Genomic DNA, 13693 nt, shown 5'->3' on the forward strand with positions numbered 1-13693 from the left:
TCACTCCGTAATCCTGTCAGCATGACTATAAATATTCAAACTGTTCCCTCTGATAAACCCGCACGCCGTTATCCCAAGATCATGTGCAAGCTCAATCGCAAGCGTAGTAGGCGCTGATTTTGACAGCACGATCCCGACACCGATTTTAGAAACCTTCAGCAGCACCTCAGATGAGATCCTTCCGCTGAAGACAATGACTTTGCCCTTTAGCGGAATCCGGTTTTTCAGGCAGTGACCATAGATCTTATCAAGTGCATTGTGGCGCCCGATATCAGAGTGGGCGATGACGATATCATCTGTTGTGCAGAGGGCCGCGTTATGCAGCCCGCCTGTCTTTTGAAAATCCGTAGAGCTTTCCTGCATTTTTTTCATGAGACTCAGACAGTTTCTAACCGGAATGGTAGATTTTTTAGCAATCGTTTTAGCTGTTTTCACGTCATTCTGGAAATAAAACTGTCTACTTTTGCCGCAGCATGAGCCGATAAATCGCTTCGAGTGGAATTCTTTGCCGGCAGGGGTTTTATTCACAAGCTCAGCGTATGCAAAACCGCGATCCTCATTGATCTCAAGCGACTCAATTTCATCCACTCTTCTGATCATGCCTTCTGAAGCGAGAAATCCGATGACCAGCTCCTCAAGGTGTGAGGGGGTGCAGACCATTGTCGCGAATTCCTCACCGTTCACATAGATCGTCATTGCGTATTCGGTTGCGATCTGATCATCTGTTTCACTCAGCGATTCACCGTCATAACGGATGATCGTTCTCTGCTCCATCACTTCTTCATTCACCGTGATCACCTCGTTAGTTAGCTTCTGTTTCAAGGTCGTCAATGCGTTTTTCAAGATACTGAGTATCCTTGCGAGCGTTGAAACGCTCAGCCTTTTCAACCGTTACGGTAATATTGTAATCAGGAATTCCTGCGTACTTTTCATAGCGTCCGCGTGGAAGCAGGAAGTTACCTTCAGGGAAGTGCACTTCAAGATTTCCTTTTGCAATATCAACGAACTTCGCACGGCCCTGGAATACGCCGAATCCATTGTAGACAACAATGCCTTCGCCTTCAGCAATGCTGAGCCTTCTTCCGTCCTCAGCGTTCATCAGTACGTCATAGCGTCCCGCATTGTTAAACGGATCCTTTTCTTTATACACCATTGAGTTGAACTGCTTTCCACGGCGTGATGTGACGACAAACTGTCCGTCTTTTTTGCCGAGATCAGGAATATCAACAGAGATCAGATTCCCTTTACCGTCAGGGGTCGGGCAGATACCGTCTTCACACAGCCATGCGCCGCCCCATTGGAATACATCTCCCTGCTTTTTCAAATGCTGAACGCCATCATAATTTGTGTTTGCTTTTGCAATTTCATCGCGGATGGACTGTCCATCTTTAAAGTCAACCAGATGGGCTGTTTCAGGCTTCACGCGTTTTGCAAGGTCGATATAGATCTTCCATTCAGCGCGCGCTTCCTCCACCTGATTTTTATTGCCTTCAAGCTCAGGTGAGAAGTAGACCATACGTTCAGTCGACGTACTCGTTCCGCCGCCTTCCTGTTCATAACGCGTTTTGGCAGGGAGGACGATGACGGCTTCTTTTGCGTCAACGAGCGTACTTGTATTTAAAATGATATCCTGATGCACGCGGATATCGAGTTCTGATAATGCCTGTTCAACAAAATCCGGGTCAGGCATTGTTTCAAGGAAATTCCCGCCGGATAGATAATAGAGCTTGATTTTACGCTCGTGATCCTCAGGCAGTACGGCATTTTCAAGCGTAACGCCGACAATATCACCCTGCCATTTCGGAATGTCAAAGTTCCATAGTTTTTCCATGCGCTCAATGTTCGCATCGTTAAAGTCGCTGCCCGGCAGTACGAAAGGATCAGCGCCCATTTCACCGCTGCCCTGAACAGATGAGTGTCCACGGAATGGCATTAGACCGGCATACTCGCGTCCAAGATGACCGCGCAGCAGGGCAAGGTTTGCCACCTGTGAAATGTTATCTGTTGCAAAAGAGTGCATCGTTAGTCCGAGCGCCCATGCATAAACTGCATTTTTGCTGTTGGCGAGCAGTGTTGAAAGCTCAATAATTCGCTCTTTTGGCACACCTGATGATTCAATGATGTCTTCCCATGACTGATCCGCCACTGTTTGCTTGAGTTCTTCATACCCATTCACATGCTCCTGGACGAACGAGTGGTTAATTGCTGAGCCTTCTTTTTCCTGCTCCATTTCAAACCAGTGCTTCATGATCCCGTGCATAAAGGCGATGTCTCCGCCGATATTGACCTGATAAAAGTCGTCTGCAATTTTTGTTCCAAACATCGCCGATTCCATATTCGAAGGCACCCAGTAATTGTCCATTGCAGGCTCACGGTACGGGTTAACAACAATGATCTTTGTGCCTTTTTTCTTCGCTGCAAGCATGTATTTCGTTGATACAGGTGACGAGTTTGATGCAACGCTTCCCCAGAATAACAGGACGTCTGTTCCGATCCAGTCAAGATAGTTAGATGTGCTTGCACCTACGCCAATCGAGCGCTTCATTGCTGTTTTACTCGGTGAGTGACAGATTCTTGATGCATTGTCGATATGGTTTGTTCCAAGAAAACGTGCTACTTTTCCTGCCACATAGTAGGACTCATTCGTAATACCGCGCGCAGTCAGGAAGAATGCATACTGTTTTGGATCAAGCTTTTTCATTTTCGCTGCAATGATATCCATTGCCTCATCCCAGTCCAGGCGGGAGAATGTCCGCTCGCCCGGTCTTCTGATCAATGGATAGGGGATGCGTCCGAGTTCACGCAGCTCTGCACTTGAATACTTCCGCAGCTCATCAATGTCTGCGTGCAGAATGTCGGGCTTCACTGCCGGCATGGTGTTCAGTCTGAGTACATTCAGGCGGGTTGTGCAGACGTGGGGGCCTTTCAAGGTCTGGTCGTAAAGACCGGATACGCCAAGCGCACAGCCATCGCATACGCCTTTTGTAATGATGGATGTTGCATAGCCAAGGTTATCACGGTTTTTCCATGCGATTTTTGCTGTGTCTGTAAAGTGGTGTGGTTTAATTTTGCCGACGCCGAACGGGACTTTGCTGACCCAGAGTGACGGATCAGGCTTTTTCGAAATTTTTACCGGTCCCGGATGCTGTGTTTTTCCCATTTAAATCATTCCTTTTTGTTTTTGAATTAAAAAAACCACCTGAAATACCGCTCAAGTCTGAACGGTAATCCCAGGTGGTTAGTCTTTAACAGGATCGCTGCCAAGTGCCAATCCACATTCTATGAAATTATTTCTCTCGCAATTTGTCTTCAAGGTTTTCATCGAAAATGAATATGGACATGCCTGCATCTTTTTCTATATTGATGTCCACATACAGATCAACGAAATTTGCGCCAACCAGTTCTTCCATTTCAACCGGTCTGTGTTTTTGGTAGAGGTCTTTGACCATTTCGGTTCTCGCTGCGCGGAGCATCTGTTTTCCTTCATTTGCCCCTGCGATGAACTTTTCAACTGGTGAAAGGTTTCCTTCCATTTCACAGATCGCCCAGTTTTTACAGAATGTCGTCTTAATCTGGCTTGGGCCTTTACCCATATGACGCTTTCTGAATGCTCTTACAAGGTTACTGAATTCCGCTTCGTATTTACCCAAAGTTGCGACAATCCCTCATCATTTATTTATCTGTATTTATATTTATTATGATAGCACCGAAAAGAAATGTACACCAATTTTTTTATCCGGCGAGCTTGTCTGCTTCCTTCGCGCTGTTCTCACGCTTCAGTTTGTTAATATCCATTCGCGTCAGGAATGAAATGACAAGTGCGACCAGAAATAGTGCTGCAAAGAAGTTCAGGCTGTTTGCGTAGCTTCCTGTTGTATCCTTGATCCATGCGGCAAACAATGGTCCTGCAAGGCCGGCTGCTGCCCATGCAGTCAAAATGTAGCCGTGAATCGCACCGAGCTGCTTTGTTCCGAACATGTCTCCTATATATGCTGGGATGGATGCGAATCCACCGCCGTAGCACGTGTAAATCACAGCAAGCATGATCTGGAACAGAATCGCTTCAGACGTCAGTGGCAGCATGAAGAATAGTGCAGCCTGCAGAACGAAGAATGTTGTGTATGTATTCGTTCTGCCAATGAAGTCAGAAACGGACGCCCAGCCGATTCTGCCGAGTCCGTTGAAAATACCAAGCGCACCGACAAGAATTGCTGCTTCTTCAACTGAAAGACCGATACTTTCTTCAGCAAGTGGTTTTGCGGCAGATAAAATAGCGATCCCGCACGTTACGTTAATAAACAGCATCAGCCATAGGAAATAAAAACGTTTTGTTTTAATTGCTTCGTTTGCCGTGAGCTGAGAAAGATCCTGTGGTACTTTTTTCTTTTTGCCCGGCTTCTCAGCGTTAAAGCCCTTTGGTGCCCAGTCAGTTGCCGGACGTTCAAGATAAAGTGATGACAGGAACATCACAGCAAAATAAACAATACCCAGAGTGAAAAACGTGCCTGCAATCCCGATGGATGTGATCAGACTGTTCATAACAGGACTTGCAATCGCTGCTGCGAATCCAAAGCCCATGATGGCAAGTCCAGTTGCAAGCCCGCGGCGGTCAGGGAACCATTTGACGAGTGTGGAAACAGGGGCGATATAACCAACCCCAAGTCCGATCCCGCCGAATACCCCATAGAATAAATAGAGCAGCGGTAATGAGCCAAGCTGAACCGCAAATCCTGAGCCGGTTACACCAATTCCGAAAAATACAGCTGCGACAATCCCTGATTTTCTCGGTCCGTGCTTTTCAACAAAGTGACCCATAAAAGCTGCTGAAAGTCCTAGGAAGAGAATCGCAAGACTGAATGTAAGCTGCACCTGACTCGAGCTCCAGCCAAATTCATCAATGAGCGGATTTGTAAAATTACTCCAGGCGTAGACTGAGCCGATTGAGATATGGATCCCTACAGCTGATAAAGCGATGAGCCAACGGTTTTTTGTCTTCTTCATCTTTCAAACTCCTTTAATCTTTTTTTGACATTAAAAAACGCCACAACGATTTCCTGGCAATAGTGCCCGGAAAAGTGTGACGGTAGCTAAACATACAGGTTCGCTGTATATAACCACTATGATCCTTAAAGCGCTTTCAATTTTCAGCTGGCAGCGGAACAGGATCGCTATTCATATCAGGCTGAGATTTGAGGGGCTCTAAAGAAAGTTCAAAAATTGTTCATAAATTTCTGTTTTATATTATTAGAAATGTCGGATAAGGTCAAGGGTTTTTTGAAAAATAGTCGTTTCATGCGCCGGATCGGCATCTGAATTTTAATTCGACAGGATTGGAGTGTGAAGGAAATTTTTTTCACTTAGTGGAATTTACCATTCAAAAAATATTACCATCTGACGATAATAGCTTTAAATACATATGAATAGGTGGAAAGAGAATGAGATTCAGCTTAAGTTCCAAAATTAATGCATTAATGATCGGGACGATTTTGTTTGTCACGATTTCCCTTGGTGTTCTCGCAGTTTATCAGATTACATCGAGTATCAAGACATTTGCAATTGAAAAAGCCGCACACGATTTAAGTATGAGTTACAGCTATATAGATGCTGCATATCCAGGAGACTGGGAAATACGTGATGATCAATTATATAAAGGTGACTTGCTTGTTAATGGAAATAACGATCTTGTTGATAAAATCGGGGATGATACCGGCGATACGGTAACTTTTTTCCAACAGAATACGCGTGTAGCAACGAATGTCATGAGTGATGGAGAGCGGGCGGTTGGGACTACTGTCTCTGATGCCGTGGCTAACGCAGTGCTCGAGAACAGTCAGACATATTATGGTGAGGCAAACGCTGCCGGAAACATTTATCAGAGTGCTTATATGCCGCTTGTTAATGCGGGGGGAGAGACGATCGGTATTTATTACGTTGGTGCTCCTCAAAAGCTGATTGATGAAACAATCTCAACATTTTTGAAAACGCTCGCTATAGTGGTTGGAATCATCCTTGTACTCGTAATAATTACGGTTTATTTATTTAGCCGCCGTTTGAAGAAGCGGCTGAGTACTGTAGCAGGAGCGATCAAAATGGCCGGGGAAGGTGACTTTACGCAGGATGTGACTGATAACGGAAAAGATGAACTGACTGATCTTGCTGAGAGCTACAATAAAATGAGAAGCAACCTGGCTGGTATGGTACTTGAAGTTTCTCAGATTTCTGAACAGGTCGCTGCTGCTTCTGAAGAGCTGAATGCAAGCTCTGAGGAAACAAGTTTGGCAACAGAAGTGATTTCACATACAATACAGGAAGTTGCTACAGGTGCTGAGGATCAGTCAGACAGTGTGAGTAAAGCAGAACAGATGATGACTGATGTGACAAAAGGCGTCCAGTCGATTGCAGCAAGCTCTGCAGATATTTCAAATAAGAGCAGTCATGCGACAGATAAGTCGCGTGAAGGGGATCAGATGGTGGAAAAGACATCTGAGCAGATGAATGAGATCCATCATTCCGTCTCACAAAATAGCAAAGTTGTTCGTTCACTTGCTGAAAGATCCAAGCAAATCAGCGAGATCTCCCAGGTGATTTCTAATATCGCTGACCAGACGAACCTGCTTGCATTAAATGCTGCCATTGAAGCTGCAAGAGCAGGGGAGCATGGAAAAGGGTTCGCTGTTGTAGCAGATGAAGTAAGAAAGCTGGCAGAAGAATCACAGCAGTCATCAGCGCAGATCAATCAATTAATTACTGATATCCAATCTGATATTGCCCAGTCGACCGCATCATTTGATCAGGTTACACAGGACGTTGACGCGGGTCTTTCATTGATCCAGCATACGAGAACCAACTTCAGTGAGATCATGGAATCGATGGAAAACATCCGCGAAAGCATTACATCCATGAATGGATTCGCAAAAGAAGTATCTGAACATACGATTAATGTGAACGGGGCAATCCGTGAGATCACCACGATTTCACAGCAAAACAGCGACCACTCACAAACAGTAGCAGCCTCAGCAGAAGAGCAGCTTGCTTCAATGGAGGAAATCAGTTCATCTGCAGCCGTTCTATCGAAAATGGCGGTTGATCTTCAGGAGCAGATTTCGGTGTTTAGAGTTAAAAAATCATAGTAAGGGAGCCGCATCGTTCAATTAAATGATGCGGCTTTTTATATGATCTATTAAATTCATTAAGGGATGTTATTTACTAAGGCATCCTTATTACTTTCTTATGATAAACCACCGACAAAATCCTATAGGTCAAATACAGTACCATCAATATAATGATCGGTGTGCTAACCTTGTGGTGATAACCTGATATATATAGGTGTTGGAAATAAATAGTTGAGTAGGTGGTTATTGAGTTGCAGGTTCATTAATCCCAGTGATTAAAAACAATCTGACCGATTGTAGCAGGATTCCAATAGGCAACCTGCTTAACTTCAGACTTTTTCAGATTCCATTGTTGTAAAAGTTGCTGATCATACCTGCTATTTAAATTGTCTGTGTCCAGTATTTGATAAAATAAAGAGAATGACTGATGGACATCAGGCTGGTCCATAAACACTATATTCCTGTATTCGATTGCCGAAGCACATGCAAGATATGGATAATGTTGATTAAGTAAGATATAAAAATGTTGTCGAGCAACTTCAACATAGGCATAATGAAAATTTGAAGGGTAGTGAGACGACTGTAAATCAATTAGCTTACCATTGTTGTGAAATACAAAATCAAAACATTGTTTTTTGAAGGTCTTTACATCTACTTGTGGCAGTGGACTGGTTATTGAATCGTAAAAACCAGTTACGCCATCAGGAAGTTTCATTTTGGGTTCACCGCCTATCATGATTGTAGAAATTAATGCTATCTATCAAAAATTAATATAGTAAGAGGTGAAAACCATTTGGGGACAGGTGGATATATAAACATTGGGATCGTCTTTAATCATTCCAGGCAACTCCTGGAAGTCTTTGATTCTATAAAAAATGAACTGATAGAAAAAGGAAGCAGTTTTAATCATGTTAAATATAGCAAAGACATTGATGGATTTGAATGGGTGGAGCAACAAATTAAAAACAACGTGATTCATCAGAGTAGTTTTACAGGCTATTATACTAAGTTTATATTGTCAGGGACTTTTTTAAATGTCGGTATTCATGAATTGAGTTTGATCATTCATAAAGAAGATCAATTCTTTGGTTTTCTGTTTGGAATTAACTGGGAAGATGTTTTCGCTCGTCATATACTGAATACGCAAAGTGAAATGGTCGACTGGTTAATTGAGTTGTATCAGAAAGTTCCATATGGTTATTCATTTATCGGTCATGAGATTGAAATTGAGAAGCATCCCAACGATTTCAAAACACTAATGATAAACAATCACTCATATCCTGTAAGTGTGATTCCGGTTAAAGGCAGATTAAAAATTTATTATGGTGAAAATGCAATTGATGGTCTATCGGATCAGGAACAGAGGATAGAGTTTATCTGACCCTCAAAAATCAGATAAACTCATACTCTCCCTTTCTCACTAAACTCAGAAAGATGCTCGACCTGATTATAATCCCTGATCCGCCACTGATCTTCCGAAAAATCAATCGTCGTAATCCCGCCGTTAATCAATCTCGTTTTTCTCGAACCGATCTCACCACCTGAAAGCATAGAGAGAATTGCACCGATCACTGCTCCGTGGGCAACGAGCAGGACATTTTTATCCGGATAGTTCTCATTAATTTGCTGAAGTCCTTTCAATATCCGCTCCTGCAGCATATCGGCCGTTTCCTGATTTGGATATGCCTTATCAGGATATGCAGCCATTCTTTCCTCGCGCGTCATACCTTCTGCATCCCCGAAATACCGCTCTGAAAATTCATCCATCACAACCAGTGGGAGATGCAGATCCTCATTCATAATCTCTGCAGTCTTTTTTGCTCTTTGAAGCGGACTTGTAATCAGTACATCCCATTGTCCAATTTTTAAAAACTGGCCGCATTGCTGTGCCTGCAGTACCCCGGTTTCATTGATTGGAATATCCGTTGCACCCTGAAGTCGTCCTTCTGTGTTCCAGTCTGTTTCCCCGTGTCTGATGATCGAAATCGAAGTAATAGCACCCATCTCCTTTTTAATAAAAAACCAATCAGCTTTTCAATAATTTCTTGTTACTCTGCCTTCAAAAGCTAACTCAATATCTGCGTATTCTCCTGTCGCCACAACCAGTCTCGTTAACATGTTTTCCTCTGCAATAGAGTCGAGGTAGAGGTGGGGCTCTTCTTCCTGATCTATATGGGATTTCATCTGATAAAAATCCAGTGCTTCTTTTATAAAAGTATAAAGATTTCCCTGAAAGCGTTCTTTTGCAAATTGTTCAAAGTTCATGTGTTTCTCTCCTTAACATGAAGTCAATCATTTAGTGCAATTGTATAGGAAATCTGTCACCAGTTACAAATACTGATCTTTTTTCAGGTAGTTTATATTGCGTTTATATTCGACCTGTAGACTTCCCTGTGAAGACGAAAAAGGAAGTGACAAGATGAATAAGATTTTACAACCAATCACTGATTTCGTGTCTACACGAAAAGGAATGTGGACCACATTGATCACATGGGTAGTGCTTGCAGTCGTATTAAGTGCGGGGCCGGCTGCATCTGAATACCGGAGTGCAAGCTTTCAATCGCTTCCGGATGACGCGCAAAGTATCATAGCAGAAAACAAAGTGGCAGAACTGTTCCCTGATGACCAGGCCACACCCGGAATTCTTGTATTTGATGCCGGTGAAGAGATACAGGTTTCAGATGTGCAGGCGGTACTTGATGAGATCAAGGAGGCAGACCTGACCGGGGTTCAGGAAATCATGGATCTATCCGTCCTTCCACCCCAGGCACTGGAAGGCTTCTTCTCGGAAGACAGTCAGACATTTATCTTCCCGATCGAGCTTGAGCCGGGAATTGGGAGTGATAAGTACAGCGAGATTAATGATGAGATTCTCTCGATTGGTCAGACATATGGGGAAGAGCAGAACGTTTTTGATTTTTATGTGACAGGACCTGCAGGGATCGCAGGTGATACGTTAAAATTGTTTGAGGAAGCTGATTTTGTTTTACTGCTTGCGACAATCGGGATTATCTTAGTTCTACTTATTTTAATCTACCGTTCACCGTTGCTTGCGGTTATTCCGCTGCTTGGAACAGCGATCGTCTATCAGGTCACAAACCAGCTGATCGGGCTGCTTGGAGCAGGCGGTCTTGAGATTAACAATGCAACGACTTCAATTATGAGTATTCTGCTGTTTGCTGCAGTAACAGATTATTCTCTGTTTGTCTTCTCACGTTTTAAAGAAGAGCTTTACCAGCATGAGAATAAGCATACAGCGATGGCGGTCGCGATGAGAGCGACAGGAAAGCCGGTTTTCTTTGCCGGGGCAACGGTACTGGCTGCGATGCTTGTTCTGTTCATGGCGGATTTCCATGACTATCAGAACTTTGCACCTGTATTCAGTACCGCGCTTGTGGTGATTATTTTAGCGTCAATTACACTGGTACCGGCCTTATTTACCTTGTTTGGCCGTAAAGCCTTCTGGCCAAAAGTACCGCATTACGGCAGACAGCCGAAGCAGGAAAAAGGGTTGTGGGCACGCATTGCTGAACTGGTTACGCGCAGACCCTATGTGTCAGGCGGAGCGGTGCTGGCATTACTGGTCGTCGCTTCACTGAATCTATTTAACCTCGAATATGAGTTTGATATGGTCAAATCATTCCCCGAGAATTTACCTTCCCGGGCCGGCTATGAAATTGTAGAGTCTCAGTTTGATAAAGGTCAGCTGGCTCCGATGACGGTTGTAATGGAGGGGGAAGAAGGGTTAAGTGAAGATGCGCGTATGTCGTTTGAAGAATTTCTGGCAAATGAGGATACAATTGCTTCATTCCGTCAGGCAAATGGAACAGAGGATGGTTCAGCCGTTAGTTATTCTGTTACGCTGTCATTGAATCCTTATACAATAGAGGCAATGGCTGCTGTTGAAAAGATGAGAGATGAAACAAGTGGATTTGAGCATGCTGACGTCTATTGGTCAGGCATGACGCCGAAATTAATAGATGAGCAGAATGTAAACAATCAGGATATTATTAAAATTGTGATTGCAGAAACATTGTTAATTATCGTACTGTTATTTTTCATGACACGCTCATGGAAAATGCCGCTTTATATGATGGCAACGATTCTGCTGTCATTTACGGCAGCGCTTGGGATTGGAATTTTTGCAGTTAATGTTTTATTTGGCTACGAGGCGATCAGTACACGTGTGCCGCTATATGCATTCATTTTCCTGGTGGCGCTTGGAATCGACTATAATATTATATTGGTGTCACGTTTTATAGAAGAACGTCAGAAGGATGCGATTTTGCCAGCTTTAAAACGTTCAATTGCATCAACTGGCGGTGTGATTTCATCAGCTGGTGTGATATTGGCGGCTACATTTGCTGCATTAATGACAATGCCGATTGCTGATTTATTTGTTTTTGGCTTTATTGTCGCGATTGGGATTTTAATTGATACATTTCTTGTGCGAGGTGTGTTACTGCCGGCACTGATTCTGTTTTTTGAAAAGGAAAAGACGACTAACGTATAAAAGGGAGCGAGCTTCATGCGCATTTTAGTAGTAGATGATGAACTTCATATCCGGCAGCTCATTGCCATTCAACTGCAGCAGGCCGGCTATGAAGCGGTTCTCGCAAAGGATGCGCAGGAGGCACTCTCTTATCTTGAGGATGAAGAGGTCAGTGCAGCGATTGTGGATGTAATGATGCCCGGGATGACCGGCTTTGAGCTGACACGGATTTTGTCTGAGGACCTGGATATTCCGGTAATTCTCGTGACAGCAAAAGGGCAGCTCGAGGATAAAGAGGAAGGTTTTCTTGCAGGATCAGAGGATTACCTTGTGAAACCTTTTGAACCAAAGGAATTGCTGTTCCGGCTGCATGCGATTTTACGGCGGTATGGAAAAGCGCAGCGTAATAAAATTCAGCTTGCAAACGTCGTACTCGACAGGTCAACGTATGACGTCACCATAAATGATGAAACGCTGATCATTCCAATGAAGGAATTCGATATTCTGGCTGTGTTAGCTCATTCATCCGGACGGACAATTCCAAGGTCTGTTATTCTGAGAGAGGTGTGGGGGGATGAAGAAGGGAAACATGAATTTTCATTGAACACCCACATTACCCGTCTGCGTGAGCGGCTGAATCAATACGGTGCAATAATCGAGATTCAGACGGTTCGCGGCATTGGCTACCGGTTAGAGGTGACGGGATGAAGACACTTTACCGGCAATTTATACAGACGAGTTTATTGTTTTTAATTCTGAGTATTGTGCTTGGCGTCATTTTAACGAACGTGTATTATGTATCTTTTACGAAGCAGGAAACAATTGACCAAAACCTGGAGCGTGCGCAGGAGGTTGCTGTCACACTTGAGCAGATGCACGGGGATACTGCTGCGCTGGAGCCATTTTTAACTTCAGTGGCTAATCTCGGCTATCAGATTGCGCTGCTTGATTCGAATCAGCAGCTCACGACTTTTGGTGAACCGTTTGAGGATCTTACACTAACTGAGCAGGCGGAGCAGGTGATGACAGATCAGCAAACCTATACAGGGGAAACATCCGGGCTGTCCTTTTTTATGACCAGTCATTTCTCTAACCGGCTGGATAATACGGTTGGTGTTCCGTTTGAAGTGGATGGTCAGCAGTACGCGCTCTTTTTGCGTCAGGACATGAACCTGCTGTCATCAGATATTCATACGCTGCTGCTGGCATTTCTGCTATCCATTGCGGTTGTCAATCTGGCAGGTATGTTCCTGATGGCCAAACAGCTGACGCGTCCGATCAGTCTGCTGCATCAGGCAACAAGGGAAGTCGCAAATGATAATTACAGCCATACGCTTGCGATTTCAAGGCCGGATGAAATCGGAGAGCTTGCAAACAGCTTTAATGAAATGATCGACCGGCTGAGGCAAAATGATGAATCGCGCAAAACGTTTATTACGAATGTCTCACACGATCTGCAATCTCCTTTAATGAATATAAAAGGGTATGCCGAGCTGATCTCCGCTAAAGCAGCGGATGGGTCAGATGAAAGAGAGTATGCTGAAGTGATAGAATCAGAAGCGAAGCGTTTGTCGGGTCTTGCGAAGCAGCTGCTTCTTTTGAGCTCGCTTGATCAGCCGGCTTATCAGCTGAAGGCGGATCAGTATGCTTTGGATGATCAGATCAGGGAAGTGATCAGGCATTACAGATGGCGGCTTGAAGAAAAAGAGCTTGATGTCAGCTTGAAGCTGATGAAGGTGCAAGTGCACGCGGACCGGGAGTTAATGAATTATGTATGGGACAACCTGATCTCTAATGCGATTAAGTACTCTCCTGCCGGCAGTTCAATTCATATTGATTTAGAGAACGAAGACGGGGTCTCAGTTGTCGTTGAAGACAATGGGTCGGGGATCTCAGCAGCTGACCTGCCGCATATAACAGAGCGGTTCTACCGGGCGGATCAGTCGAGAAACGAGGAAGGTACAGGGTTAGGTCTTGCGATTGTGCAGGAGATTGTGAAGCTGCATACAGGGAAGGTTGAATTTGAAAGTGTAGAGGGAGAAGGTACGAAGGTAAAGGTGTACCTTCCGAAATTTGAGGAGGAGTAAGG

Annotated in this window: 12 protein-coding genes; 5 read left to right on the top strand and 7 right to left on the bottom strand. The window is 44.1% G+C overall.

Annotated features, from left to right (window positions below; translation table 11 throughout):
• The 4 genes from fdhD to LG330_RS05160 form a co-directional block, all read right to left on the bottom strand.
• Complete coding sequence (gene fdhD, locus LG330_RS05145; RefSeq protein ID WP_404407963.1) at positions 1-789, bottom strand: formate dehydrogenase accessory sulfurtransferase FdhD; 789 nt, start codon at positions 787-789, stop codon at positions 1-3.
• Positions 790-802: 13 nt separating this feature from the next.
• The gene (locus LG330_RS05150; protein ID WP_404407965.1) at positions 803-3160 is read right to left on the bottom strand and encodes an FdhF/YdeP family oxidoreductase; all 2358 of its coding nucleotides are present in this window, start codon (positions 3158-3160) and stop codon (positions 803-805) included.
• A gap of 127 nt (positions 3161-3287) precedes the next feature.
• A complete protein-coding gene (locus LG330_RS05155) occupies positions 3288-3650 on the bottom strand; it encodes a DUF2294 domain-containing protein (protein WP_404407967.1) in 363 nt (120 codons plus the stop codon).
• Positions 3651-3732: 82 nt separating this feature from the next.
• Positions 3733-5001 carry an OFA family MFS transporter gene (locus tag LG330_RS05160; RefSeq protein ID WP_404407968.1) on the bottom strand — a complete coding sequence of 423 codons (1269 nt, stop codon included), beginning with the start codon at positions 4999-5001 and terminating at the stop codon, positions 3733-3735.
• Positions 5002-5435: 434 nt separating this feature from the next.
• Between LG330_RS05160 and LG330_RS05165 the strand changes: the two genes are divergently transcribed.
• Positions 5436-7130: a methyl-accepting chemotaxis protein gene (locus LG330_RS05165; RefSeq protein WP_404407970.1), complete on the top strand. Its 1695-nt coding sequence runs from the start codon at positions 5436-5438 to the stop codon at positions 7128-7130.
• Between the two features lie 244 nt (positions 7131-7374).
• Here LG330_RS05165 and LG330_RS05170 read toward each other — a convergent pair whose 3' ends face one another.
• Positions 7375-7827, bottom strand: a complete 453-nt coding sequence (locus LG330_RS05170) for a hypothetical protein (RefSeq protein ID WP_404407972.1) — start codon at positions 7825-7827, stop codon at positions 7375-7377.
• A gap of 78 nt (positions 7828-7905) precedes the next feature.
• Between LG330_RS05170 and LG330_RS05175 the strand changes: the two genes are divergently transcribed.
• Positions 7906-8493 (top strand): Imm64 family immunity protein, encoded by a 588-nt coding sequence (locus LG330_RS05175; protein ID WP_404407973.1) that lies wholly within the window; start codon positions 7906-7908, stop codon positions 8491-8493.
• 20 nt (positions 8494-8513) lie between these two features.
• On the opposite strand, the gene LG330_RS05180 is transcribed toward LG330_RS05175, so the two are convergent.
• Positions 8514-9107 (bottom strand): histidine phosphatase family protein, encoded by a 594-nt coding sequence (locus LG330_RS05180; RefSeq protein WP_404409504.1) that lies wholly within the window; start codon positions 9105-9107, stop codon positions 8514-8516.
• Between the two features lie 39 nt (positions 9108-9146).
• Positions 9147-9377: a DUF6407 family protein gene (locus tag LG330_RS05185; RefSeq protein WP_404407975.1), complete on the bottom strand. Its 231-nt coding sequence runs from the start codon at positions 9375-9377 to the stop codon at positions 9147-9149.
• A 154-nt stretch (positions 9378-9531) separates the two neighbouring features.
• Between LG330_RS05185 and LG330_RS05190 the strand changes: the two genes are divergently transcribed.
• From LG330_RS05190 to LG330_RS05200, 3 genes are read left to right on the top strand one after another with little or no spacing between them, the layout of a single operon-like run.
• Complete coding sequence (locus tag LG330_RS05190) at positions 9532-11625, top strand: MMPL family transporter (protein WP_404407977.1); 2094 nt, start codon at positions 9532-9534, stop codon at positions 11623-11625.
• Positions 11626-11640: 15 nt separating this feature from the next.
• Entirely contained in the window at positions 11641-12312 is a 672-nt protein-coding gene (locus LG330_RS05195) for a response regulator transcription factor (protein ID WP_404407979.1), read from the top strand.
• A complete protein-coding gene (locus LG330_RS05200) occupies positions 12309-13691 on the top strand; it encodes an ATP-binding protein (RefSeq protein ID WP_404407981.1) in 1383 nt (460 codons plus the stop codon). Before LG330_RS05195 ends, LG330_RS05200 begins: the two co-directional genes overlap by 4 nt.
• The last annotated feature ends 2 nt before the right edge of the window (positions 13692-13693 follow it).

The organism is Jeotgalibacillus malaysiensis (genome assembly GCF_044789845.1).
Lineage (GTDB): Bacteria > Bacillota > Bacilli > Bacillales > Jeotgalibacillaceae > Jeotgalibacillus > Jeotgalibacillus malaysiensis_A.

Coding starts and splice junctions, on each gene's coding strand:
- LG330_RS05185 (WP_404407975.1), bottom strand. CDS start 9,377: ATGAACTTTGAACAATTTGCAAAAGAACGCTTTCAGGGAAATCTTTAT.
- LG330_RS05160 (WP_404407968.1), bottom strand. CDS start 5,001: ATGAAGAAGACAAAAAACCGTTGGCTCATCGCTTTATCAGCTGTAGGG.
- LG330_RS05170 (WP_404407972.1), bottom strand. CDS start 7,827: ATGAAACTTCCTGATGGCGTAACTGGTTTTTACGATTCAATAACCAGT.
- LG330_RS05165 (WP_404407970.1), top strand. CDS start 5,436: ATGAGATTCAGCTTAAGTTCCAAAATTAATGCATTAATGATCGGGACG.
- LG330_RS05150 (WP_404407965.1), bottom strand. CDS start 3,160: ATGGGAAAAACACAGCATCCGGGACCGGTAAAAATTTCGAAAAAGCCT.
- LG330_RS05200 (WP_404407981.1), top strand. CDS start 12,309: ATGAAGACACTTTACCGGCAATTTATACAGACGAGTTTATTGTTTTTA.
- LG330_RS05190 (WP_404407977.1), top strand. CDS start 9,532: ATGAATAAGATTTTACAACCAATCACTGATTTCGTGTCTACACGAAAA.
- LG330_RS05195 (WP_404407979.1), top strand. CDS start 11,641: ATGCGCATTTTAGTAGTAGATGATGAACTTCATATCCGGCAGCTCATT.